22 protein-coding genes, 1 tRNA gene and 1 pseudogene are annotated in these 23,418 nt (G+C 63.4%); 15 read left to right on the forward strand and 9 right to left on the reverse strand.

All coding sequences use genetic code 11. The features are described 5' to 3' along the window. Positions 1-11 precede the first annotated feature (11 nt). Positions 12-1,304 (forward strand): serine--tRNA ligase, encoded by a 1,293-nt coding sequence (gene serS / locus OVY01_RS09560; RefSeq protein WP_267847215.1) that lies wholly within the window; start codon positions 12-14, stop codon positions 1,302-1,304. Positions 1,305-1,421: 117 nt separating this feature from the next. Continuing rightward, positions 1,422-1,512: transfer RNA gene (locus OVY01_RS09565), tRNA-Ser, on the forward strand. A gap of 152 nt (positions 1,513-1,664) precedes the next feature. Here OVY01_RS09565 and OVY01_RS09570 read toward each other — a convergent pair. From OVY01_RS09570 to OVY01_RS09585, 4 genes and pseudogenes are all read right to left on the reverse strand, one after another. Further along, positions 1,665-1,955 carry a hypothetical protein gene (locus OVY01_RS09570; RefSeq protein WP_267847216.1) on the reverse strand — a complete coding sequence of 97 codons (291 nt, stop codon included), beginning with the start codon at positions 1,953-1,955 and terminating at the stop codon, positions 1,665-1,667. Between the two features lie 264 nt (positions 1,956-2,219). Continuing rightward, positions 2,220-2,384 carry a hypothetical protein gene (locus OVY01_RS09575; RefSeq protein WP_267847217.1) on the reverse strand — a complete coding sequence of 55 codons (165 nt, stop codon included), beginning with the start codon at positions 2,382-2,384 and terminating at the stop codon, positions 2,220-2,222. 277 nt (positions 2,385-2,661) lie between these two features. Then, entirely contained in the window at positions 2,662-3,213 is a 552-nt protein-coding gene (locus OVY01_RS09580) for an SRPBCC domain-containing protein (protein ID WP_267847218.1), read from the reverse strand. Between the two features lie 70 nt (positions 3,214-3,283). After that, a pseudogene (locus OVY01_RS09585) lies at positions 3,284-3,484 on the reverse strand (IS3 family transposase); the annotation flags it as partial. A 425-nt stretch (positions 3,485-3,909) separates the two neighbouring features. Between OVY01_RS09585 and OVY01_RS09590 the strand changes: the two are divergent. Then, positions 3,910-4,776 (forward strand): glycosyltransferase, encoded by an 867-nt coding sequence (locus OVY01_RS09590; protein ID WP_267847219.1) that lies wholly within the window; start codon positions 3,910-3,912, stop codon positions 4,774-4,776. 103 nt (positions 4,777-4,879) lie between these two features. Then, positions 4,880-5,074, forward strand: coding sequence for a transposase (locus OVY01_RS23280; protein WP_432422228.1), 195 nt, complete (start codon positions 4,880-4,882; stop codon positions 5,072-5,074). 243 nt (positions 5,075-5,317) lie between these two features. Here the strand turns inward: OVY01_RS23280 and OVY01_RS09595 are convergent, their stop codons facing one another. Further along, positions 5,318-9,601 carry a PipA/GogA/GtgA family type III secretion system effector gene (locus OVY01_RS09595; protein WP_267847220.1) on the reverse strand — a complete coding sequence of 1,428 codons (4,284 nt, stop codon included), beginning with the start codon at positions 9,599-9,601 and terminating at the stop codon, positions 5,318-5,320. A gap of 271 nt (positions 9,602-9,872) precedes the next feature. Between OVY01_RS09595 and OVY01_RS09600 the strand changes: the two genes are divergently transcribed. Beyond that, on the forward strand, positions 9,873-10,058 hold the full coding sequence (locus OVY01_RS09600; RefSeq protein WP_267847221.1) for a hypothetical protein: 186 nt from the start codon (positions 9,873-9,875) through the stop codon (positions 10,056-10,058). 32 nt (positions 10,059-10,090) lie between these two features. Here OVY01_RS09600 and OVY01_RS09605 read toward each other — a convergent pair whose 3' ends face one another. Further along, on the reverse strand, positions 10,091-10,621 hold the full coding sequence (locus OVY01_RS09605; RefSeq protein ID WP_267847222.1) for a hypothetical protein: 531 nt from the start codon (positions 10,619-10,621) through the stop codon (positions 10,091-10,093). 157 nt (positions 10,622-10,778) lie between these two features. Here OVY01_RS09605 and OVY01_RS09610 point away from each other — a divergent pair, with 157 nt between their 5' ends. From OVY01_RS09610 to OVY01_RS09640, 7 genes are all read left to right on the forward strand, one after another. Beyond that, positions 10,779-11,102, forward strand: coding sequence for a hypothetical protein (locus OVY01_RS09610; RefSeq protein ID WP_267847223.1), 324 nt, complete (start codon positions 10,779-10,781; stop codon positions 11,100-11,102). Positions 11,103-11,171: 69 nt separating this feature from the next. Beyond that, positions 11,172-12,347 carry an MFS transporter gene (locus tag OVY01_RS09615; RefSeq protein ID WP_267847732.1) on the forward strand — a complete coding sequence of 392 codons (1,176 nt, stop codon included), beginning with the start codon at positions 11,172-11,174 and terminating at the stop codon, positions 12,345-12,347. A gap of 347 nt (positions 12,348-12,694) precedes the next feature. Then, positions 12,695-12,886: a hypothetical protein gene (locus tag OVY01_RS09620; RefSeq protein WP_267847224.1), complete on the forward strand. Its 192-nt coding sequence runs from the start codon at positions 12,695-12,697 to the stop codon at positions 12,884-12,886. Positions 12,887-12,981: 95 nt separating this feature from the next. Then, positions 12,982-13,845 carry a flagellar motor stator protein MotA gene (gene motA, locus OVY01_RS09625; protein WP_267847225.1) on the forward strand — a complete coding sequence of 288 codons (864 nt, stop codon included), beginning with the start codon at positions 12,982-12,984 and terminating at the stop codon, positions 13,843-13,845. Further along, a complete protein-coding gene (motB, locus tag OVY01_RS09630) occupies positions 13,842-14,930 on the forward strand; it encodes a flagellar motor protein MotB (protein ID WP_267847226.1) in 1,089 nt (362 codons plus the stop codon). The genes motA and motB overlap by 4 nt, the downstream gene beginning before the upstream one ends. Before the next feature lie 87 nt (positions 14,931-15,017). Next, positions 15,018-16,574, forward strand: coding sequence for a YihY/virulence factor BrkB family protein (locus OVY01_RS09635; protein ID WP_267847227.1), 1,557 nt, complete (start codon positions 15,018-15,020; stop codon positions 16,572-16,574). Positions 16,575-16,691: 117 nt separating this feature from the next. After that, positions 16,692-17,495, forward strand: a complete 804-nt coding sequence (locus OVY01_RS09640; RefSeq protein WP_267847228.1) for an ABC transporter substrate-binding protein — start codon at positions 16,692-16,694, stop codon at positions 17,493-17,495. A 47-nt stretch (positions 17,496-17,542) separates the two neighbouring features. On the opposite strand, the gene OVY01_RS09645 is transcribed toward OVY01_RS09640, so the two are convergent. Next, entirely contained in the window at positions 17,543-17,839 is a 297-nt protein-coding gene (locus tag OVY01_RS09645) for a hypothetical protein (RefSeq protein WP_267847229.1), read from the reverse strand. A gap of 336 nt (positions 17,840-18,175) precedes the next feature. Here OVY01_RS09645 and minC point away from each other — a divergent pair, with 336 nt between their 5' ends. The 3 genes from minC to minE all read left to right on the forward strand — a co-directional run bounded on the left by minC (position 18,176) and on the right by minE (position 20,117). Continuing rightward, positions 18,176-18,955 carry a septum site-determining protein MinC gene (gene minC / locus OVY01_RS09650; RefSeq protein ID WP_267847230.1) on the forward strand — a complete coding sequence of 260 codons (780 nt, stop codon included), beginning with the start codon at positions 18,176-18,178 and terminating at the stop codon, positions 18,953-18,955. A gap of 82 nt (positions 18,956-19,037) precedes the next feature. After that, entirely contained in the window at positions 19,038-19,853 is an 816-nt protein-coding gene (gene minD, locus OVY01_RS09655) for a septum site-determining protein MinD (protein ID WP_267847231.1), read from the forward strand. A gap of 9 nt (positions 19,854-19,862) precedes the next feature. Continuing rightward, positions 19,863-20,117: a cell division topological specificity factor MinE gene (gene minE / locus OVY01_RS09660; RefSeq protein WP_267847232.1), complete on the forward strand. Its 255-nt coding sequence runs from the start codon at positions 19,863-19,865 to the stop codon at positions 20,115-20,117. 35 nt (positions 20,118-20,152) lie between these two features. On the opposite strand, the gene OVY01_RS09665 is transcribed toward minE, so the two are convergent. Both OVY01_RS09665 and OVY01_RS09670 read right to left on the reverse strand, forming a co-directional pair. Beyond that, on the reverse strand, positions 20,153-21,526 hold the full coding sequence (locus OVY01_RS09665) for a chloride channel protein (protein ID WP_267847233.1): 1,374 nt from the start codon (positions 21,524-21,526) through the stop codon (positions 20,153-20,155). Between the two features lie 68 nt (positions 21,527-21,594). Continuing rightward, complete coding sequence (locus OVY01_RS09670; protein ID WP_267847234.1) at positions 21,595-23,406, reverse strand: PglL family O-oligosaccharyltransferase; 1,812 nt, start codon at positions 23,404-23,406, stop codon at positions 21,595-21,597. Between the last annotated feature and the right edge of the window lie 12 nt (positions 23,407-23,418).

Raw genomic sequence — 23,418 nt, forward strand, 5'->3', positions numbered from 1 at the left:
AAAACCGCCTCATGCTTGACATCCAACAGCTTCGCAAAGACATCGACGGCGTCGCCAGCCGTCTGGCCGACCGGGGCTACACGCTCGACGTTGCCGCCTTCAACGCGATCGAGACCGAGCGTCGCGCGATCCAGACGCGCACCGAGGAATTCCAGTCGCGGCGCAACACCCTGTCCAAGCAGATCGGTCTGATGAAGCGCAGCGGCGAGGACGCCACCGCGCTGCTCGCGGAGGTCGGCGGCATCGGCGACGCGCTGAAGGCATCCGAACTGCGGCTGGACGCCATCCAGGCGCAGATCGCCGAACTGATGATGGATGTGCCGAACCTGCCGCATCCCGACGTGCCGGTCGGCCAGGACGAAACGCAGAACCGCGAGACGCGCCGCGTCGGCACGCCCCGCGCGTTCGATTTCACGGTACGCGACCATGTCGACGTCGGCGGCCCGCTCGGGCTCGATTTCGATGCCGGCGCGAAGCTCGCGGGCGCGCGCTTCACCGTGCTGCGCGGGCAGATCGCCCGGTTGCACCGCGCGCTCGCGCAGTTCATGCTGAACACGCATACCGGCGAACATGGGTATTCGGAAACGTACACCCCCTATATCGTCAACGAGGACGTGCTGCGCGGTACCGGACAATTGCCGAAATTCGCCGACGACATGTTCCGCGTCGAGCGCGGTGGCGACGAACAGAAGAGCCCGCAGTATCTGATCTCGACTTCCGAAATCACGCTCACGAACACGGTGCGCGAGAGCATCGTCGACCTCGCCGCGCTGCCGATCAAGCTGACCGCGCACTCGCCCTGCTTTCGCTCCGAAGCCGGCTCGTACGGGCGCGACACGCGCGGCATGATCCGCCAGCATCAGTTCGACAAGGTCGAAATGGTGCAGATCGTCGAACCCGCCACGTCGTACGCGGCGCTCGACGAGATGGTCGGGCATGCCGAGACCATCCTGCAAAAGCTCGGCCTGCCGTATCGCGTGATGCTGCTGTGCACCGGCGACATGGGTTTCACCGCGGCGAAGACCTTCGATCTGGAGGTCTGGTTGCCGGCGCAGAACACCTATCGCGAGATCTCCAGCTGTTCGAACACCGAGGCCTTCCAGGCGCGACGGATGCAGGCCCGTTTTCGCAACGCGGCGAACAAGACCGAACTGCTACATACGCTCAACGGCTCGGGACTGGCCGTGGGGCGCACGCTGGTCGCGGTGCTGGAGAATTATCAGAACGCGGATGGATCGGTGACGGTGCCGGAGGTGCTGCGTCCGTATATGGGCGGGATCGAGACGTTGCAGCCTTCCAAATAAAAGGCCAGGACGACAGGGCAGGGGCGCGGTGAAAAAATAGTTGGAAGATTCCGGGCCTTCGTTTATACTCGCGTCTCTTCTGTGATTCGACCCGCAGAGAGCAGCAGGCAGCAAGACGGAAAGGTGGCAGAGTGGTCGAATGCGCCAGACTCGAAATCTGGTTTACGGTTCCGCCGTAACGTGGGTTCGAATCCCACCCTTTCCTCCAGGATTCAAGGACTTAGGTCCGATAGAAAACCAGCCCTCGGGCTGGTTTTTTGTTTTGGGAAGCAGATTTTTTGCCCGACTGGCGGAAATTCTAGGTAGAAAACGTACCGGGTTGGCGCTCTCTTACGCTCCTCATTTTCTATCCACGACGGTTCAATCGGACGCTTCCTTTGGTGTCAAGGTCGCGCTCCGCTCTGGTTGGTGAATGTGCGCATTCCCGTCTTTTAAAAACTCTTCCAAGGCGGTTCGATGTGGCGGCGGTAAAGTGCTGTCTAGTTCGGCCCCCCATTGCGCGTCGTCGTTTATCTGCGCCATCGGTTCAAAAAACGGCCGCATGCGCTTGATGACTTCTTCCGGTATCTCCCTTGCATCCGGATCGCTTGCGATGCCTCGGTTGATCGCCGCTTCCTCGGCTTCAGTGGGCTCAATGTATTTACGCGCCATGACGTGTTCCGGTAGTGTTCGGGGGCGTCAATGCATCGACTTTGACGGCTACTGTCTGGCAAGCGGCTACCAAGTCAGGGACGATCCGAGCATCGATGTTCAAATTGCCTTCTTATTCGCCAACGTTGCGAATATCGTGACACTTCGACAGAACGCGCCAGACTGACGGGCCAAGGCCGAGGGTATGCGGCAGCAGCTGAAATACAAGGAATCGATTGGTGGAACGGTAACCGCAGCGCCGCGAGACACAGAGCATGGGCGGCGTTATAAAGCCAGATCGAAACGGCTTTCGATGGCGAGTGACGAGTTGAGGGCATCCCGCAACCTTGCATGTCCTGAGCGTTTCAAGCCATCAAACTCTCTGGCGTCCGGCGGCTCGACTTTCAGAGGTTTTCCAGGGCCACTCAGGTTTTCAAGCGGGGAGGTCATTGGCGGTTCCCAAGATCCAGATCTTCGGTTGTTCCAGTACCCTTGTCAGAAAGGACTCGTGATCTGCCAACCGCTTGGCGAAATCCTCGCGGGTCAGGATGGTTGGGTTGACCGGTCTGCCAAGCGTATTGCCGGCGTCCTCGGGACTGTCAGGATTTTTGTGTTCGAGGCGGATGCACACGAATTCGCGTTGTGACCGGCACGACTGCAACGGCTCCTGGCCGATCCAGCGATTGCGACCATCGATACCGCTGGATGTCGCGTGATAAGCCGGCGCTCAGGGCGCTCTGGCTTCCGCGCGCTGCTTGACCGCGGAATTCATCATCTGAAAGTTCCGCCGAGTCTCCGCAACTACGTCTTTCGTCAACCACCCAACGAGCAATCCCGAAAAAGACTCCGTTTGCTCAAGGTGGGTACCACCAGGTACCGCAAGGAGGTGAATGCAATGTGTACCGTCGAAGACGCCGCGAATCCATACACCTCCACGCCAGCAAAGGTCTTGTTCCGGATGAATGACCAGCACAGTTGGCTTGAACACCATCGCATTCGGTCCGGTGCCCAGCACGATGCGGATTGTCTCTCCTTCCTTGAAGTCGCCGTCAACACGGGTAATGAAGGGATTCCAATCGGAATACGCCATGCTGTTCGATACGACGTTCCAGACATCGGCGGGCGGCCGATCGATGAGAATGTCAGCCTGCACACTGCTGTTTTTGTGCAGGACAAAAAGGGTTCCAATTACGCCGACAGCAGTGACGACAAGGCCTTTCAGCAGCAATACCCGCAAGCCCATATTTGCCCCGCGATCGATTGCAAGTTTGAACTGCACAGATGGTTGACGATCTGGCCAGGCGACGTCGAGTGTCTGAATCTTGAGCCGGCCAGAGTTTGATAGACACCTACGAGCCGTTTAACGCATTGCGCCGCTCAAACTCCACCGGTGACAGGTGGCCCACGAAGCCGTGTCGGCGAATTGGGCTGTAGAACATCTCAATGTAATCGAACACGTCCATAGTTGTCATCGCCCTGGTCGGATCGATTCGCCGTTTTATTCGTTCCTTTTTCAACGCTCCAAAGAAGCTCTCTGCCACGGCATTATCGTCGGAAAGGACTTGTGATCCGCCAATCGCCTGGCGAAATCCTCGCGGGTATGCCATAGCGATGCGTGGCGAAATGCAAGGGAACTGGATGTTTTAGTCAGGCGGAAATCTGATTCGTGAAAACTGCCGGCCCGCCAAAAGTGAACCCCTCTTTCCGATGCAGGCGGACAGACGCTTCGTTCGGCAGGCTGAGAAGCAAATCAAGGTCTGTTGCCTCTGCCGGTCGGATAATCATAGGCGTTTCACTCGAATGGTTTTTGCGAAAACACGCGTCGCACACTGGGTTCGACGCGGCAGTAATGAGTCGGGCTGGTCGGTCGGACGCACGAGCAATGGTCCCAATGGCCGACCTCGCAGCTTTCGATCATGTACTTGTGGTGCATCGGTATTTAAGATCAAGTCTCGACCTAAAAGAGGCTTGAGCAATGAACCGCAGAGATTTTATTCGAATTTCCGGGTACGGATCGATTGCAGGATTTGGAGTCCTGTCGAAGCCATCGCGATGCGAAATGGCACTGCGCTATGGCGATGATCGACGTGTCTTAACGCAGCCGGTGAGCGAGATTCACCAGATCTTGCTGTTGGACGGCATGGCTCTCCCTGAAAAAATTTCTCCGGTACTGGCCGAGCGTACCGCGGTTCTGCAACGGATGTACCCAGGGGCGAAATACAATTTGTGGAGTGGCGAGGCATTGAGAAGTTTCATTGCAGAGCACTTTGGCGCCGAAACGCTTCATGCATTCGATAGCTTGAAACCTTACTCGTATAAGTCTGACCTTGGTCGATATTGTTTGCTGTACCAACTGGGAGGCCTTTACTCGGATATGTCTTTGCTGCATGAAAGATCTTGGATCATTCCCCAAGGGTGTGGCTACGCCGCATTTATCGATCGATACAGAAAGAAGAGCCTTTTCGAACATAGTATGGGTAACAGTCTATTGTGGGCGAAGCCGAAAAGAAGGGAATTTTTGCTGGCGATAGAAAGAATTATAAAAAACTGTAAGGAAAAATTTTACGGAGCGAGCTGGCTGGAGCCGACCGGGCCGTGGTTGCTTGGCCATGCCTATGCTTGTGTGGCATCGGACAATTGGCGGGCAGGTATCACGCCGGATCAATGGTTCGGCGCTATTTTAGGAGACGACGCAAGCGGTGCAAAATTCACGAGTTTTCTGGAAGAAGAACCTACGATGGTTGCCAACCGGGGCAACCGGTTGGGCGGCGACTGGACGGGTTTTGGGCATGCGGGCGTGAATAATTATCGAGACATGTGGTTCGCAAGGGAGGTCTACTAATCACGGATTCCAAAACCGGGAACCAAGCGCAAAAAGGTAACCCGCAGGCGGTATGAAACGCAAACTTGTTGGCGATCGGATGTGAGCAGGGCTTGCGCCGCTGCTGCCGGAAGCCAAACCCTCGGCGCTGAGTGGACGACCCCGTGTGAACGATCGGACAGCGTTCGATGAGATCCTGTTCGTTTTGTTCGCCGGCATTCCGTGGAAGGCATTGTCTACCGAACCTGGCGTCGGGAGCGGCATGACGTGCTGGCGACGGTTACATGAATGGCACGAAGCGGACATATGGAAACGGTAGCATCATTGCTTGCCGCAGCACTTGTGCGATCACGATCAAATTATGCATCCGGTTCATTGAGCGTCAATGTCGAAAATTGGTTGAACGGAAACCACTCCATCGCAGCGCTGCGAGACACAGGGCATGGGCGGCGTTATAAACCGGATCGAAACGGCGTTCGATGGCAAGTGACGGATTGAGGGCATCCCGCAACCTCGCATGTTCTGATCGCTTCAAACCCTCAGACTCTTCGCTGCCTGTCTCTTATACCCGGTTGCCGGCCAGCACCCCGGCGATATACCGGTCCTCGATTTCCGCCGCCCAGCGCGCCCGGGCGAATTCCGCCATCGCCTGCTGTCGGTGTGTGCCATAGCGATCGAACAGCAATGCCCGGTGCAGGCGCTTGGGAAAGTCGTAGCCGCTTTCTTCCAGGATGCGGTCGCTCAGCCATACCACGGCACCCCGGTCCAGGTAAGGGGAAGCGTGTCGCGAGGGCGCCGTTTTCTCGGTCAACTGCGCGATCGCTGCATCGAGGATGCGCATCTCCAGGGTGACCGGTCGAATGCCGTTCCGGGACAGATAGGACGCCGGTCCCGAAAGAAACGTGACCTGCCGGCCAAAGACATTGACTTCGTACAATTGCTGAACGTTCCTGTCGGGGTCGCGCGGCATGACGTCCATGCGGAATTGCCATTGCTGCGTGGCATTGACCGGATGGGCCGCGAGCAATCTTTGCATCAAAGGACTGTGCGCCGCGCAGTGCCGGATCAGGATGCGAACGCTGGCGCACAACCGGGTCTGGTGCGCCGGCGTTGCGCCGGGGCGCGCGTCGTTTGTCTTGAATAGGGATTCGAATTGCGAAATGAACAAGGCCGATGCCGTGGCGGCATCGGCGTTCGCCACCGGGGGAAGGAGTGACAACACCTGGTTGACGGTCACCCGATGCTCGACCGGCACGCCATAGGCCTTGGAAAGACCGTCGAACATGCCGAGGGCAGGTATACGCTGTTCGATCAGCCGGTCCTCCAGACCAGACCACAGGACGGTGTTCTGATATTCCTCGCCGCCCTGTGTAATGTCTTTTTCCCATAGGCCGTAGGCGATCCGGGGATGGACCGGATGTTCCATCTGACGCAGCGTCGCTTCGGTGAGCCAGACGACGGCGCCGCGGTGATGACGTGCCTCGGATACCGCCGGATCGGGCAGGAGGGTCCAGGCATGGAAGAATTCGTGCAGGACCGTGCGTATGAGCGCGGGCGGTTCGATGCCCCGCACGCTCTGGTAGCGCAACGAAGCGTCGTCCCGGTCTGCCGGCAGAACGATGGCGTCGGCCGCGGTGACAGTGCCATTGGCGTTCTGCGATACCACGGTCCTGGGCGTGCCTGCCAGGTCGATGGAGACGGGAATCGTGTCCCGCGCCGTGGTCGTATCCACGAAGTGGTGAAACACGCGTCGCGCTACGGTGCTGCGCATGTAGGCGTCTTCCAGCAGGTCCGGCAAGGCATAGCCTCGCGAGGGATGTGCCTGTCGGAAAGCCTGCGCGGCGGCGGTGTACCTGATATCGAAACGGGCGTCGAACAGACGCCGGAAGTTCCGTGGTGTGGCATCGGTGGCGATGTCCAGAAGCGCGGTGATTTGCCGTATGGTTGGCCGGTCGTTGAGGAGCGAGTCGCCGAACAAGGGCGGAGCGAGAGGCGTGGTGGTGTCGATGGAATGAAATTCGCCGTTCTCGTCCTGGCGAATGAATTCGGGTGGTTCGGCCGGCTGCAGGGTGAGCCAGTCGATTTTTGCATAGTGATGCGGTCCGGCGGGGCGTGCCAGAAAGGTCGTGTTTTCCTGCGGGCAGAAGATCACGTCGAAACCATTCCAGGTGACGTCGGGGTCGCCGTCGCGGGCCCGCGCGACCGACGCGCGCGCTCCCCAGGGAAGCCGGGTTTCGGGAAGCTGCCGGACCGGGCGGCGGTCGCGGATCGGAAGCAGGCGCAAGTCGGCGTCGAAGAGACGCTCCGGAGGATGGGTCAGTTCCTCCCAGGGTTTGAGCGCTTTGAACGCGGTGATGGAGGGCGGCCAGCTGCAAAAGGCCGACACGCCATCGACGACGTTGATTCCCGAGCCGCGACGCATGCCGGACATACGTTTTGCGGCGGTGGAAAACGGCTGTGCCCCCCCGATGCTCAGTACCGGATTCGTGATCGAAGAGATCTCGGCTGCCATGCTGATGACGCCGAACAGAACCGCGTAGTAGCGTTTCTGCGTGAAGCCTTGCCGGATCGCCTGCGTGGAGGCGTAAAGGGGAATCAGGTTGCGGACGTCGAGTATTTCCTTGAGCAGGATCTCTCCGGCGGAGAGGATCCGGTGCTTCTGGACGATTTGCGCGATCGCATCCTGCAATCCCTCGGATGACGGCACGGTTCCGGCGCTCCGGAAGGTTTCCAGTGCTGCGACGCGAACCCAGGAGTCGGACGGAAGCCGTGCGTTGAATTCCTCGATGACTGGCGCGAGCAGTTCCAGTGGATGAATCGCCTTTCCTGAAGGAATGAAGAAATGTTGCGCATTGCTGACCTGCGCGCAAATGTGTAGAAAGGCATCGACATAGGAGCCGGTGATCGGCTCGCACAGTTCGGCGTCGCTTCCGTGAATGTTGATATGCCTAGCCGCGTGCGCCTCGTAGCTGTTCAGGCCGGCGGCATAGAGTTTTTCCACGGCGATGGCGGTGAGATCAATAGTAGGCGCGGCACCGTAGGTAGCGAACATCCTTTCGTTGGCGTACGCGAGCGATGCTTCGCCGCGTTCCTGCCAGGTTTCGCCAAGCAGGATCTCATGCGTCAATTCGGCCGGATCCACGCTCAGAAACGCCCGTTTATAGAAAGCCGATCGTTGTTCGAAATAGGGGATCTGGGCGAAGTTCAGCCCGGTCCGGCGACTATCGGCGAATTTTTCGAGAAAAAAATAGCCCGCGTCGTTGCGGGCTATCCTCTCCTTCTGCCGGCGTACGAGATCGATCGCCCACTGGTACTCGTAGGGTAGTGTCGCGAACGGCACCGTACGGTTCTCGTCGCGCCGTTTCTGCATGCTTTCCGTCAGCCATTCCAGCGGTGACGGGCCTTGCACGCCCTCTGCCCGCATGGACTCCCCAACGGCCCGAAACGGCTCGGCAATCGCGCGGTCGAACCACGCACGCAGTGTTTCCGCCGTCTCGAGCCGGACCCCGTTGGCGGCCGCCAATTGTCCCGCCAGCAGGAGATCCGCGGAAGAAAGGCCATCGTCCGCATCCGCCCATGCGCGCCGCGCTTGCCTGAAGGCTTCCAGAAGGCCGGTGTCGGTGTGGAGACCGGGGGGAACGTCCTCGCCAAGAAAAGAGCTGATGCGTTCGACCGTCGTGGCGATGGCGTGGCGGACGCTGCCGAGCGGATAAAGGATCGAAAGATTGAACTGGACGAACTTGCGTGCCAGGAGTTGCCGCCGGTGCGCCGGGGACACTGCGTCCATGCCCAGGGGGTGACGCATTTCCTCGCTGGTCAACAGGTCTTCGAAGGTGCGTCCCAGCGCGTTGCGCAAGGTGATGCCGTCGTGATGGATTTGTCCGGGAATCGCCGTGGGCTGGAACAATTGATCGAGCAGTTCCACATCCCGTTTCTCCGCGGGCATGCGGGCCGCGAAAGCGCCGCGTAGCGCCGCGCGCGATGGCTGACCGTGCGCGCACGCGATGGCCCAGGCCTGCCGGGCGTCGCTCTCGATGGTGAAAAACAGTAAAGCCGCGATGTCGATCCCGCGCTGCACCGCTGCCGGGAGCGCTTCGATCTCGCCCACCGATTCGACTGCCGGCAGGAGGACGCAGCGGCCGTAGGCGACGGTCCTGAGCGCCAGGGACGGATTCCAGATGGCGTAGTAGCGTCGGCGGATTGCCTCGACATCGTATTGCAGGGGAAGGTCATCCGCCATGACGAGGAGGTACAGCGTCTCGACCGGGATGGGCGTGGCGTTGCTGCGGCAGGCGTTTTCCGCTTCCTGCATGACGATGGCTCTGGCCTCGCGTTCCGCCAGATGTCTGTCGGCGACGCTGGCAAGCGCGATGCGTGTCCGGACCCAGGCATCCAGCAGCATGTCGTCGCTGCCGCGCGAGGACGCCCCGTCTGCGTCGGCGGGCGCTTGTGACGCGGGGACGTCGAACGCGCCGTACGCGAACGCCCGGGCACGGTGCAACCGACTGGCGGCGGTGTCGACGTTGATCGCGTATCGCAGTGCCCACCATGCGGCCACGCCCGCGCTGGCCCAGAGGTCGTCGCCCAGTGTTTGCCTGGATGTCTGCCAGGGGGTTTGCGTCAACTTGCTGGCCTCTCGCTCCAGGTCATGGGTCCATACGGTGCGGGCGGAGGCCGCCGGGGAGGGGGGCGCGAGCAGGCCCGCGGACGTACCGGAAAGACGGGAAAAGGCGCGCGTGTCGGGCGAGGCCGTCGCGTTGGCAAGGACGAAGTCCTGTGGCGGAAAGGCGGCGTCGCGCGGACGGTGGTTGTGCAGCGCACGGAAACGCGCGGCGCCTGCCGTCAATCCCCAACCGGGCGGGATAGGCCCGGCTGCGTGGACCGCACGCCGTAGTTGGAGGCCGGTCGCCGAATCCGCCGGTGAGAGAAAGGCGCCGTCCTCCCGCCGGGACGACACCCTGTCCGCGGAGACAGGATCCGGGAGGTCGTCACGCTCGCGGTGCGTAACGTCGGCCGCTTCCGCTGGCCGAACGGCCGTTCCACGAAGCGGCGTCACCGAGGTCTCCGGCGTTTGCCGTGTCCGGGCCCGGGGTAGCGTCCGGTCGGCCGGAGAGGCGGTGAAGAGCAGGGCGGATTCGACGGCGGAAACGACTTTCATCCAAAGCATGGAACGGCACTCCGAGGTGGCGAAGTCGCTCGGCCAGGAGATATCTGCCCGTCTGGACTCCAGTGGGGCAATGATCCATGCGGTGCGGACCGGCGGCTTTGGTGTCGACGCCATTCCCGACACCCAAGCGATTTAGTTTCGGCTAAGCGCCTGCCTACCTTGCTGGCGCTACGGCCCGCTCGCCGGCGAAGCACTGGTTGCGGAAGACGCGGCGGGAACGCTCGCCGGCGCGGACGGCGGTGTCGGACTCGCCGCCGCGCGTGCGTCGTTCTCCTGCGCGAATGCGCAACCGGCGGTGTAGGCCTGCCGCGCCTGTAGCGGTGTCATCTGCCGGGCAAAGCCGGTGTAGAGCTGGGACACGAGCGACACGGCGACCCGGCGTGCGTCGGGGTCGGTGATGCGCCGGACGATTTCCGCCTGCGCGCGTTGCGGGGCGCCACCGGCGTCCCGCCAGAGCGCGATCTTTTCGACGATGTCGCCCACGCCCTGGCATGCGGGACTGACGCTCCGTATCGGCGTGGTCGGCGTGGTCGGCGTGGTCGGCGTGGTCGGCGTGGTCGGCGTGGTTGGCGTGGTCGGCACGGTTGGGACTGCGGGCGGCGTCGCGGCGGTTCCCTCGGCAAACGCGGCCGGCATGCCCGCGCCGAACAGGACGACGAGCACGGCAGCGAGCGCCTTCGCCAGTGGGCCGGGTGACACGATGAAGCCGCGCGGCCGGAAAGGCATAAGGGTCGCGCGGAGGTCGCAGCGCCTGCCGCGGCGTTGCCGGAAAGCATCGCGCATGGTCTGATTCGCGTCGGAAATGACAGTAAGGGAGACCGGCCATCCTATCATCCGGCGCGCGGGGCCGCCCCGTATGCGGTTCGAACACGCGGTACGGGCGTTTTCGGTCATACTGGCATTTCCGTCATTACTCAAGGAGCAAGGCATGACAGCCTTCCCGGTGCCTGAAGACCAAAGACTCGCATTCGAGACGATTTGCCAGGAGAAGGGCCTGGATCCGAGCGGCTTCGCGCTGCAGGCGTACGGCGCCAGCGAAAGCGCCATTAGCGAGATCGGGATCCGAACCGGCGAGATCGAATACAAATACCCGGTGACGCCGGGCGACCATAACTGGCCACGTCGGTATTTCACCGATCTGAATGCCGACACGGCGGACGTCAAGGACGCGACGAACTGAACGCCGGCACGCGATCCGGACACGGGCCACGGCGTGAAGCCGCCCACCATCGCGCGCGCGCATAGCCCGATGGCCGCGTTGATCGCGGCGGTCTCCGGGTATGCGATGGATGGCTTCGATCTGCTGATCGTCGGCTTCATGTTGAGTGCGATCTCCACGGATCTGGGCCTGACCTCGACGCAGGCGGGTTCGCTGGTTACCTGGACCCTGATCGGTGGTATCGCGGGAGGCATCGGTTTCGGCATCCTGAGCGACTATCTCGGCCGGGTACGGGTGCTGACCTACACGATCCTGCTCTTCGCCCTGGCCACCGGCCTGTGTGCGCTGGCCACGCGTTACTGGGATCTGCTGGCATACCGCTTCGTCGCCGGGGTGGGCCTGGGCGGGGAGTTCGGCATCGGCATGGCACTGGCGATCGAAGCCTGGCCCGCGGCGCAACGCGGCCGGGTATCGTCCTACGTGGGAATGGGCTGGCAGCTCGGCGTGCTGGGCGCGGCGGTCCTCACGCCCTGGCTGCTGCCCGTCATCGGCTGGCGCGGCATGTTCGTCGTCGGCCTGTTCCCGGCGCTCGGTGCTTTCTTCATTCGCCGGTCGATCGGCGAATCGACGCTTTTTTCCCGGGCGACGCGCGCCGGCACGCGGGAATTTCCATTGCGCATGCTGTTTCGCGACGCGGCCACCACCAAGCGCAGCCTCGGCGTGATCGTCCTGTGCTCTGTTCAGAATTTCGGCTATTACGGCCTGATCGTGTGGATGCCTGCCTATCTGTCCCGGGCTTTCGGCTATACCCTGACGCGCTCGGCGGTATGGACGGGCTGCTCGATTCTCGGCATGCTGGCCGGTATCGGCATCTTCGGGCAATTGATGGACCGCATCGGCCGCAAGCCGACGTTCATCGGTTACCAGATCGGCGCGCTGGTAATGGTATTCGTGTATTCGACGCTGAGGACGCCGCAGGCCCTGCTGATCGGCGGCGTCGTCATGGGCGTCTTCGTCAACGGCATGATGGGCGGCTACGGCGCGCTGCTGGCGGAACTGTATCCGACGGCCGCCCGGGGCACCGCCCAGAACGTGTTGTGGAGCATCGGCCGCGCGGTGGGGGGCTTCGGTCCGCTCGTCATTGGCGCGCTGGCCGCGCATTTCTCCTTCGCGACGGCCCTTGCGCTGCTGGCCTCCATCTATATCGTCGATCTGCTCGCCACGGTATGCCTGATTCCGGAACTGCGCGGCGCGGAGCTCGACTGAACGCCGCGACCCGACGCCGCGTCCGGAACCGGCAATCGCACCGCGATTCCGCTTGCCGGTTCCCGGTCTTTTCCGAAAACGGTAAAAACAGGCAGAACACTTAAAGCGGCGACATTCGGGGCCGTTATATCGGGTGGCCGAGAGGTTTGTCGTGCTTTCCGGGGGATATCTGCCGCGCTTGGTACGCAAGCGCTCAGACGTTGCCACCGCGCAACGGCAGACTGGATGCGCCTGTCCGGTACGCCCGTCCCGGACAAAACCGGTGCGAAGCCCGACATTTCCGACATTTCCGGCATCACGGGCAGGAAGCCTCGCGCGATATACGTTCGGAGGGAAAAATGGGTCCGATGAGTCCTGACAGCATCGTAAAAAAAATAGAAGAAACCTGGGCAGAGAAATCCCCTTCGCAGATGGTGGGCGACCTCGACGATTACGCACGGTGCCTGAGCCGGAAATGGCCGGACCTGTCGGAAACCGATCGCCAACTGCTGCTTGCCGGCGGTGCCGCGCTGTTCGACGCGAAAATGCGCACCTGGTAAACACGGCCCGACGTTTGACGCTCAAGTTTTTCCCGCCATCGCCGTAATACAGGAAGGCCGGATCACTCTCCGGTCTTCACTCGGAAAGGTGGGTCATGCTTGTTGGATTGGGATTCGTCATTGTCGTCGGGTGCGTCATCGGGAGCTTCCTGGGCGCGGGCGGCCATATCGCCGCGCTGATGCAGCCTCTGGAACTGCTGTGCATCCTGGGTGCGGCGATCGGCGCCTTCGTCATCAGCAATTCCGGCAAGACGATCAAAACGACGCTGGGCGCCCTGCCGAAGTGCTTCAAGGGGGCGACCTATACCAAGGAACGCTATGTGCAGCTGATCTCGCTGTTGTTCGAGATACTGCAGAAGGCGCGCAAGGACGGCATGATGGCCCTCGAGGCCGATGTCGAGACGCCCGCCTCCAGTCCGGTTTTCACCAAATACCCGGAAGTGCTGGCGGACACGCACCTGCTCGATTTCATCATCGACTACCTGCGCATGATGTCCTCGGGCAATCTGACGGTGCACGAAATCCAGGACCTGATGGACGCGGAACTGGAGACGCATCACGCCGAAGCCGCCGTCCCGTCCTCGGCATTGCAGGCAGTGGCCGATGGTCTGCCGGCGTTCGGCATCGTCTCCGCGGTGATGGGTGTGGTGCACACGATGGGTTCGGTGGGGGCCGCGCCGGCGGTGCTGGGCGAGATGATCGCGGGCGCGCTGGTGGGTACGTTCCTCGGCATCCTGCTCGCCTACGGTTTCGTCGGCCCGCTGGCGAGCCTGCTGCTGGCGAAATCGAAGGAGGAAAGCAAACCCTACGAGTGCGTCAAATGCGTGCTGCTCGCATCTCTCGGCGGCTATGCGCCCAGCATCGCGGTCGAATTCGGCCGCAAGGTACTCTTCACCTTCGATCGCCCGAGCTTCACTGAGCTGGAGGACGCGGTGAAAGCGACGCGGGGGCCGCGATGAGCGAAGAAGGCAAGGAGCGGATTTCCCTCACGATCATTCGCCGCAAGGGCAAGGGGCATGGTCATGCGCATCACGGCGGTGCCTGGAAGATCGCCTACGCGGACTTCGTGACCGCCATGATGGCGTTCTTCCTGCTGATGTGGCTACTGGGGTCCACCACGAAAGGCGACAAGCAGGGCATCGCGGACTTTTTCAATACCCCGCTGGCGGTCGCGCTGAACAAGGGCAGCTATTCCGGCGGTGCGACCTCCGTGCTGGACGGCGGCGGCGCGGACATGACGAAGCCGCAGCTCGGCGACGTGACGCATTCCGAGGCCGAGAAGAGCAAGGCGCAGAAAGCGGCGGCGGAGTCCGCGCGGGCCAAACCGTCCGCGGACGACATGCAGCGTCTGAAGGGGCTCAAGCTCAAGATCGACGCGCTGATCGACAAGAACATCAAGCTCAAGCCGTTCCGCAACCAGATTCGCATCGACATCACCAGCGAAGGCTTGCGCATTCAGATCACCGACGAGCAGAACCGACCGATGTTCGCTTCCGGCAGCCCGGTGCTGGCGGGTTACACGAAAGACATTTTGCACGAGATCGGCCTGGCGCTGAACGACGTCGACAACCGGGTGTCGATCGCGGGTCACACCGATTCCGCACCCTACAGCGGCGGCGAGAAGTTCTATTCGAACTGGGAGCTGTCGAGCGAACGGGCGAATGCGGCGCGGCGCGAACTGATCGCGGGCGGCATGAACGAGAAAAAAGTGATCCAGGTGCGTGGCCTGGCGGATGCGCTGCCGCTGGTCGCCGCGGACCCGGCCGCACCGATGAACCGGCGCATCAGCATCCTCGTGCTGAATCACGCGAGCGAGGAATCGTTCCTCAAGGACCGCGGCCGCACCGATATCAGCACGCCCGCGGAGGCGTCCGCGGTGCTGGGGGCCAGCGCACCGCCGCCCGTTCGGCCGATCCGTTCAAGCCGCTCGAACGCGCCGGCCGGCGCGGATGCGCCTTCGGACAAGCAGGCGGCAGCGGAATCGTCGGCCGTCCGGAACGTCGGATCGAATGAAAAGCCGCGCAGCGAGGCGCTCGCGGGCTAGTGCGAAACGCCGCAGGGTCGACCGTCCGATCGATCGGGAATGAAAAATGCTAAAGTAACATTTTGCAATTTTTCCCGGGCGGCCACGATGACCACTGTCGATACTCATGCGATCACCGAGGAGCTGAAGCGCGAAGGCTCTCTCGCGGTGACGGCCATCAAGCGTTTCAGCAGCGACCAGTGCACCACGCTGGCAGCGAGCATTGCCTTTTATTCGGCGTTTTCGCTGGCGCCCATGCTGTTGATGGTGATCGCCGTCGCGGGCTGGTTCTTCGGTGCAGAGGCGGCGCAGGGCCAGTTGTTCTCCCGCGTGCATGATTTTCTCGGCAACGATGCCGCCGCGGCGATCCAGGCGATCGTGCAGAACGCGCATCGACAAAGCGGTGGCGGCCTGGCGGCGGTCACCTCGCTGGCGCTGTTGTTCATCGGCGCGTCCGCTACCTTCTCCTCGCTGAACACGGCGCTCGATGTGGTCTTTCCGGCCCTGCCGAAGGAAAAACGTTCCGGCATCGCGCTGATGGTGCGCGTACGGTTGGTGTCGTTCGGCCTGGTGCTGGGCGTCGCCTTCCTGCTGGTGGTTTCACTCGTGCTGGACACGGTGGTCACGTTCATCGGCAAGATGGTGTGGGGCGACTCGCCCTTCGTCATCGTCGGCGATATCGTGCAGCTGGTCGTCAGCCTGAGCATCCTGTCGCTGGCCTTCACCGCCTTGATGAAGCTGTTGCCCGATGCGAGCATCCGCTGGCGCGACGCGCTGGTGGGCGGGATCGTGTCGTCGGTGCTTTTCACGATCGGCAAGAAGCTGTTCGCGCTTTACCTGGCGCATGCCGGCACCGCGAGCGCTTTCGGCGCGGCGGGCTCCCTGGCCGTGCTGCTGATGTGGCTGTATTTTTCTTCCGCAGTGCTGCTGCTGGGTGCCGAGTTCGCCGCGGTGAAAGGCGGGTTCGGCGTGCGCAAGGATGCGACCGCGGCGGCGGTGGCCGCGGCGGGCGGCGCGCCCGCGCCCGGTAATGGCGGCAAGCAGAACGCTCCGGAAACCGCCGCTGCCGCGGAGACGCCGCGTCCCGCCGGCGGTCTGGCCGCGATGGTGCCTTCGCTGCTGCGCCAGAGTACCGCATCGCGTCTCGACGATACATCGGGTCGCCGGGCGGACGTGCATGCGGACCGTACCGGCCGGGCCCGCGCCCGTCCCCGCGTCGCCGGTCCGGCACGCGAGCCGGCATCCGGCATGGATTTGCTGGACGCGCTCATCAGCCGCACCAAGCACCCGGTGGCGTTGCGCATGGCGGTGCGCTCCGCGCCGTTGCTGCTGCGGGGCGTCTCGTTGTTGATGCCGAAGAAAAAGCCGCGCGCGCCGGCGCGCACGGCGTCCCTATTTGCCCGACTCATGCCGTTCGCGAAGTCCGAGGCAGGTTTGAAAGGCGCAAAAGGGGCAAAAGGCATGAAGGCGATCCGCGCCGCGGCGCAGGAAGCCGCGGCGCTGGGAGCGGCGCGTGAAGCCGATCGGCTCGCCAAAGCGAAGGCCAAGGCGCGCGGCCGCCATCCGTTGACGGCGGCCCTGTTCGCGGCCGGCGCCGGGCTGATCGTCGCATCGATCGCCAATCGCGACGCGAAATCGGATGCCGGCCCGCTCGGCAAACGCTGAAATGGCGGGATACGCTTTTTTGATACTTGCCAGCGGCACACGACGCGCCAGGCCCGCTAGAATGCGCTGCAAGGAAAGCACGGTGCTTTCCATCCGCGCCATCCGGGGAGTCCTGCGTTGAAAAAAATGACCGCTGTTTGCCTGCTTGCCGCCACGGCGTGGCTGGCCTGTGCGCCCATGGGGCCGATCTCCGCCGCCCAGGCCAAGGATGCGGCCACGCTGCGCTTCGGCACCGATGCCAGCTATCCACCATTCGAGTCGAAGGCGCCCGACGGTAGCCTGATGGGCTTCGATATCGATATCGGCAACGAACTTTGCCGCCGTTTGAACGTCAAGTGCGTGTGGACCGAAAACGCCTTCGACGGCATGATTCCGGCGTTGAAGGCGCGTAAATTCGATGCGGTGCTCTCCACCTTCGCCATGACGCCGAAGCGCGCCGAGCAGATCGCATTCACGCACAAGGTCTTCCACGTGCCCACCCGCATGGTCGCGAAAAAAGGCTCGGGGCTGCTGCCGAGCGCCGCGTCCCTGACGGGCAAGACGGTGGGGGTGGAGCAGGGTACGATTCAGGAAACCTATGCGAAGGTGCACTGGGGTGCGCAAGGCGTGCGCGTGCTGTCCTACCAGAACCAGGACCAGGTATACGCCGATCTGGTTGCGGGCCGGCTGGATGCATCGCTGCAGAATGCCGTACAGGCGGAACGGGGGTTCCTGCGCACGCCCCAGGGCAAACCCTATGAGCTGGCCGGACCGGCCTTGGTCGACAAGGCGATCTTCGGCAACGGTACCGGGATCGGCCTGCGCAAGGAAGACACCGAACTGAAGACGAAGCTCGATGCGGCCCTCGATGCAATGCGCCAGGACGGGACTTACCAGAAGCTGGCGGCGAAGTATTTCGACTTCGACGTCTACGGCGACTGACCCGTTTCGCCCCGCGCGCGCGATGTATGATCGCGCGCCGGCTTGTTCTAATAGATCGCCAGCTTGCCCAGCACCAGCGCGGCGAGCAGGATCCAGATCACGCCCGCCAGGATGGCGCGGCGCAGCAAGGCGCGGATGCCGCTCACCAGCAGCAGCAGGCCGATTACCAGCAACACGATGTTCAGCATCGAATCGTGCATGCCGAGACTACCGGCCAGACCGCCGGAGAAGTCGCCCGCCGCGTGCCCCAAACCGTGGACGACGAAGTTGAGGGCATGGACGATGCCGCCGATCACGGCGCCGACCAGCGCGCCCAGCCATTCAAAGAAATTTCCGGATTGCATCGCTTGCAGAAGTAAAGCGGCATCGAAGCGGATGCCGACGCAGGCGGATCGAAGCGCATGCCTGCCCGGGATGCAAGGCCCGAAGCGCTCCGCCCGGCATGCCTCATCTTACCCGTAACCTCTCGCGCTGTGCCGGGCGCGCCGCGCCGCCACTCGCTGGTTTTGCGCGAGCGGAGCATGCCCGCGACCGGTGCCGGTGGGGACATATGCAGCGCGCAATCAAAAGAAATCGTTACAGGGCTCGACCCCGCGTGCGAGCCCTGTAAAATACGCGAAATATTCGCCTGCCTCGTGGTTCGGGGTCCGCGGCCGTTGCCGCTTCATCGCTGGTCATCTATGTCGCTCAAGAAAACGCCGTTCTTCGAACTGAGAAGCGGAACCGTCGATCTACTCCATTTCGTCGTCAAGACGCCGGACCTGGACGAGCTGCGCGCCGAATTGGGCCGCCGTTTCGAGTCCACGCCGGCTTTTTTCGCTGGCGAATCCGTGGCGATCGACGTGCGCCGCCTCGCGGCGACGCCAGCCCTGCGAATCGACCGGGTCGAGGCGCTGCTCGCGGAATTCCGGATGCGGGCGGCCGGGGTCGTCGTGCAGCCCGAACAGCGTGGCTGGGCGGAGGCGCAGGGCGCGCCGATCCTGGAGTCGCGCGAGAAGCGCGAGCGCGCCGAAACAGCCGATGCCGGCGACGATGCCAGCCCGCCAGCGACGGACGCGCCGGTGGCGGCCTCCGCGACGGCGAACGTCGAGGAAGGGCTGCCGACGGCGGTCTCGACGGGTTTCGTGCCGACGCTGGTCGTCGACCGGCCGCTGCGTTCGGGTCAGCGGATCTATGCCGAGGGCGATCTGGTCGTACTCGGGCTGGTGAGCTATGGCGCGGAAGTGATCGCCGAGGGCAATATCCATGTCTACGCGCCGCTGCGCGGCCGCGCGCTTGCCGGCGTGCACGGCAACCTGGGCGCGCGCATCTTCTGCACCTGTCTCGAACCCGAACTGGTGTCCATCGCGGGCATCTACCGCACGACCGAGCATCCGCTGGCCGCGGACGTGGTGGGAAAATCGGTGCAGATCCGTCTGGAAAACGAAAAGTTGATATTCGAGCCGCTCCGGCTCACATAGTTTGCAGGTCGATGGGTGCGTGGTGCCGGCGCAGGCCGGGGCACGCCGTCGGTATACGAAAATTCCGCTAGGTGGGAAACGAATGGCAAAAATCATTGTGGTGACTTCCGGCAAGGGCGGCGTGGGCAAGACCACGACCAGCGCGAGCTTCGCATCGGGCCTCGCGCTGCGCGGCCACAAGACGGCGGTCATCGATTTCGACGTGGGTCTGCGCAATCTCGATCTGATCATGGGCTGCGAGCGGCGCGTGGTCTACGACCTGATCAACGTGATCCAGGACGAAGCGAACCTGAATCAGGCGCTGATCAAGGACAAGAAGTGCGAGAACCTGTTCATCCTGCCCGCGTCGCAGACGCGCGACAAGGATGCGCTGACGCTCGAAGGCGTCGAGAAGGTCATAAAGGATCTGATCGACCTGAAATTCGAATACATCGTCTGCGATTCGCCGGCGGGGATCGAATCGGGCGCGCTGATGGCGATGTATTTCGCCGACGAGGCGCTGGTGGTGACGAATCCGGAGGTCTCGTCGGTGCGGGACTCGGACCGCATCCTGGGCATCCTGTCGTCGAAGACGCGGCGCGCGATCGAAGGCAAGGCGCCGGTCAAGGAGCACCTGCTGATCACCCGGTACAACCCGAAGCGCGTCAACGACGGCGAGATGCTGTCCCTGAGCGACATCCAGGAGATCCTGCGCATTCCGCTGATCGGGGTGATTCCGGAGTCGGAATCGGTGCTGCAGGCATCGAACCAGGGCCTGCCGGCCGTGCACATCGACGGCAGCGACGTCTCCGAGGCGTACAAGGACGTGGTGGGCCGCTTCCTCGGCGAAGAGAAGGGGTTGCGCTTTACCGACTACACCAAGCCGGGCTTGCTGCAACGCCTTTTCGGCAACAAGTAAGGGGCCGACATGTCGCTACTTTCTTTTTTGCTGGGCGAAAAAAAGAAAACCGCCGCGGTCGCGAAGGAGCGGCTGCAGCTGATCATCGCGCATGAACGGGCGAGCGATCGGCCGCCCGCTGACTATCTTCCGGCGCTGCAAAGGGAGCTGGTCGAGGTGATCCGCAAGTATGTGAAGATCGGCAACGACGACATCAAGGTCAGCGTCGAGCAGCAGGGCAATCTCGAAGTCCTCGAGGTGAAGATCGAGATTCCCCAGGTCTGAACGGCGCGGCTGACCGGGGCTGACCGCTTGTCCGGTCAGCCTTTTTCGTGGTGCGCCCGCCTGGCGGTGTCGATGTCCGTTCCCGCGGGCGCTGCGGCGGCGCCACCGCTCGCGGGCGCGCGCGCATAGCGGTTCGCCAGCGTTTCGTAGAACGGCGGGGCGAACAGGCGCGAGACGCGCGCGGCGATCAGCGAGGTTGCCATCAGGGAGATCACCAGCGCATGGCCGTTGATCATCTCCATGACGATGACGAACGCGGTGATGGGCGCCTGGGTCACGGCGGCCAGATAGCCGACCATGCCCAGCGCGATCAGCATGGGCACCGACAAACTGCCGAATACCTCGTGCAGCAGGTTGCCGAATCCCGCGCCGATGGCCAGCGACGGGGCGAAGATCCCGCCCGGAATGCCCGGCAGATAGGACCCGACCATCGAGGCCATCTTCAGGAAAGGGTAGGCGAGCGACATGCTCTGGCGGCCGTCCAGCACTCCGCGTGCTTCGGCGTAGCCACTGCCGAAGGTGTAGCCGCCGGCGGCCAGTCCGATGATTGCGATCACCAGCCCGCAGCCGGCGGCGAACAGGACCGGGTGCTCGGCGCGCAGCGCGCGTACCGGCGCGGGCAGCCAGCGTGCGCTATGGATGATCAGCCAGCAAAAGCCGCCGCCGGCGATGCCGGTCACCACGGCGGTGACGATCACCGCAACCAGCAGGATGCCGGGAAAATCGCGCCGGACTTCGATGGTGCCGAAATACGTATAGTTGCCGTTCACGCCCAGCGCGACGATGCCGGCGAAGATGATCGCCGTGATCACGACGCCGCTGGCGCGCTGCTCGAAGCTGCGCGTCAGTTCCTCGATGGCGAAGACGATGCCCGCCAGCGGCGTGTTGAACGCCGCCGACAGGCCGGCGGCCGCGCCCGCCAGCGCGAGCTGGCGTTCGAGCGCGGCGCCGGCCGGCGCGTAGAAGCGGCGCAGCTGGTACATCAGCGCCGCGCCGACCTGCACCGTCGGCCCTTCCCGGCCGATCGTGAAGCCGCCGAGGATCGCCAGGAACGAGATGGCGATCTTGCCGGCGACGATGCGCAGCGTCAGCAAGGTCCTGCCGAGCGCGGCGTCGGTATGCAGCATTGCGATGACCTGCGGGATGCCGCTGCCTTCCGCGCCCGCGAAAAAACGGCGCGTGAGCCACACCGACAGCGCGCCGACCGCCGGGGAAATCAGCAGGGGCGCCCAGAAGTATTGCGATTGGATGGCGCTGAACAGCGAGAAGCCGTAGTCGATCAGGCGTGCGTAGAAGACCGCGATCAGCCCGACGACGATCGCGCCGAGCCAGATGATGCCGTATTCGTGCCACAGGTGATGGGCGCGCCGCCAGGTGCGCTTGGTAAGGCGAAGGGGAGGCGAAGGCATGAACGACCCGTCATAGCGCAAAGCGCGATTATAGCGCCCGCCCCGGCGCGGGACCGTGCGGGAAGCGGTCAGTTGTCGCCATCGTCATCGTCGTCGTCGGGATCGGCGGCAACCGCCGGCGCGGGCATGCCGTATCGCGCTTTGAGCTGCGTTTTGAAATCGTCCAGCGCGGGCCGTGTCTCGCACAGCTTGTAGAGCAGGCCGAGTTGCGCCGGCCAGTCGTGCAGGGCCTCGGCGAAGATTTTCAGGCGTGCGACCTGATCCAGCGCGCCGGGAAGGTCGCCGTCGAGCGCGCGCAATACCGCGTAACGGCGCAGCACCACCTCGCCCGGCAACAATGCGATCGCCTTGCGGTGCATCGCCAGTTTGTTGGCGAGACCGTTGCTGTCGAGCTGGAGCAGCGTCGACAGGCCGAACTCGCCCCAGGCGCCGAAGATCGTCGCGGGCGCCGCGCGGTACTCCTGTTCCGGCCGGTTGCCGTAATACAATTTCTCGGCGCGGTGATAGTCGGCGAGCACCGGGTAGGCCATCAGGATGCCGGCGAGCGTCACGCCGGCATAACCGACCGCCGTGGCGCGGGTGGGCAGCCGGACCATCGATTCGGTTTCCAGCAGCCCGATCAGGAAGGCCGCGGGGAGCAGGAAGAACAGGTATTGCTGCGGGTACTCGACGAGCGCGTGGACGGCGAGGATGGCCAGCAGGCAAAGCGCGAACAGGCGCACGGTGCTGAGCGGGGCGCGCAGGACCCGCCACAGCCAGAAACCCAGGCCGAGCGCGACGATTCCCGCGCCGATCAGTCCGGTCTTGGCCAGCACGTCCACGACGATGTCGTGCGAATTGTTCGCGATTTCCACCCGGCCGAGCTGCTGCACCAGCTGGTACTGAAAACGCGGGAATTCGCCCCAGCCCACGCCCAGCCAGGGATGGGTCTTGAACATGGTCCAGCCGTACTCCCACAACGCCAGGCGCGGCGAGATCTGACCGGCATCCTTGAAGCGGTCGGCGGCCGATTCGGCGAGATGCAGACCGAAGTTCCCGTTCAGGCGGCGTACCAGCAGGTTCATCGCGCAGAAGATCAGCACCGTCAGCACCGGCACCAGCCAGCGCCGGCTTTTCTGCCAGCCGCGCACGAGTATCGCCGTGCGGGCGTCGGACCAGGCCATCGCCAGGCCGACGACGAAGATCACGGCGGTCTGCAGCCAGGGCGTGCGCGAGACCGTCAGCGCGAGGCCGATCGAGTAGAGCGCGGCCAGCACGATCCAGACGGCCAGCGGCAAGCGGCGCGACTGCACCAGATAGACCGCGGCGGCGAAGGCGAAGGCGATGTAGGTGGCCAGATGATTGGCCTGCGCCATGTTGCCGAACGGCCGGCGGTCGGCGAGCACGCCGTACGACACGACGAACGGCGCGAAACGCGCTTCGGCGTGGCAGAGCTGCACCACCTGACAGAACAGCGCGAAGAGCCCGCCCGCGATCAAACCCCACGCGATCCAGCGCAGCGCGTCCTCGCCGAGCTGCAGGCGGCCGGTCCAGTAGCCCGCGTGCACGGCGAGCGCGGCGATCAGCAGCGAACCGGCACCCAGCAGATTCATCGACGGTTGCTGGGTGGGCAGGAGCAGCGTCTGGACGACCAGCACCGCCGCGAACGCGAGCGGCACGACGGCCACGCGCGGGGACGCGGCGCGGCGCAGGATCGGCGAGCCGGCGGCCAGCACGCCGACCGTTGCGCCGATCAGCACGAACAGCCCGTAGGCGACGTACTCGGCGTAGAAGGTAGGAACCGGATAGGTGTGCGCGACCACCGCGTAGGGCACCGTCCAGGCCAGCACAAGCAATGCAAACAGGAAGATCGACGTGTTGCGGGGGGACAGGGTCGGCATGGGGATCAAAGT

It is taken from the genome of Robbsia betulipollinis (genome assembly GCF_026624755.1).
GTDB classification, from domain to species: domain Bacteria; phylum Pseudomonadota; class Gammaproteobacteria; order Burkholderiales; family Burkholderiaceae; genus Robbsia; species Robbsia betulipollinis.

Excerpts from the sequence above, each read along its gene's own strand:
- minE (WP_267847232.1), top strand. The coding sequence starts at position 19,863 with ATGTCGCTACTTTCTTTTTTGCTGGGCGAAAAAAAGAAAACCGCCGCG.
- motA (WP_267847225.1), top strand. The coding sequence starts at position 12,982 with ATGCTTGTTGGATTGGGATTCGTCATTGTCGTCGGGTGCGTCATCGGG.
- OVY01_RS09620 (WP_267847224.1), top strand. The coding sequence starts at position 12,695 with ATGAGTCCTGACAGCATCGTAAAAAAAATAGAAGAAACCTGGGCAGAG.
- OVY01_RS09665 (WP_267847233.1), bottom strand. The coding sequence starts at position 21,526 with ATGCCTTCGCCTCCCCTTCGCCTTACCAAGCGCACCTGGCGGCGCGCC.
- OVY01_RS09615 (WP_267847732.1), top strand. The coding sequence starts at position 11,172 with ATGGCCGCGTTGATCGCGGCGGTCTCCGGGTATGCGATGGATGGCTTC.
- OVY01_RS09575 (WP_267847217.1), bottom strand. The coding sequence starts at position 2,384 with ATGACCTCCCCGCTTGAAAACCTGAGTGGCCCTGGAAAACCTCTGAAA.
- OVY01_RS09610 (WP_267847223.1), top strand. The coding sequence starts at position 10,779 with ATGCGGTTCGAACACGCGGTACGGGCGTTTTCGGTCATACTGGCATTT.
- OVY01_RS09670 (WP_267847234.1), bottom strand. The coding sequence starts at position 23,406 with ATGCCGACCCTGTCCCCCCGCAACACGTCGATCTTCCTGTTTGCATTG.
- minC (WP_267847230.1), top strand. The coding sequence starts at position 18,176 with ATGTCGCTCAAGAAAACGCCGTTCTTCGAACTGAGAAGCGGAACCGTC.
- motB (WP_267847226.1), top strand. The coding sequence starts at position 13,842 with ATGAGCGAAGAAGGCAAGGAGCGGATTTCCCTCACGATCATTCGCCGC.
- OVY01_RS09590 (WP_267847219.1), top strand. The coding sequence starts at position 3,910 with ATGAACCGCAGAGATTTTATTCGAATTTCCGGGTACGGATCGATTGCA.
- OVY01_RS09635 (WP_267847227.1), top strand. The coding sequence starts at position 15,018 with ATGACCACTGTCGATACTCATGCGATCACCGAGGAGCTGAAGCGCGAA.
- minD (WP_267847231.1), top strand. The coding sequence starts at position 19,038 with ATGGCAAAAATCATTGTGGTGACTTCCGGCAAGGGCGGCGTGGGCAAG.
- OVY01_RS09570 (WP_267847216.1), bottom strand. The coding sequence starts at position 1,955 with ATGGCGCGTAAATACATTGAGCCCACTGAAGCCGAGGAAGCGGCGATC.
- OVY01_RS09645 (WP_267847229.1), bottom strand. The coding sequence starts at position 17,839 with ATGCAATCCGGAAATTTCTTTGAATGGCTGGGCGCGCTGGTCGGCGCC.
- serS (WP_267847215.1), top strand. The coding sequence starts at position 12 with ATGCTTGACATCCAACAGCTTCGCAAAGACATCGACGGCGTCGCCAGC.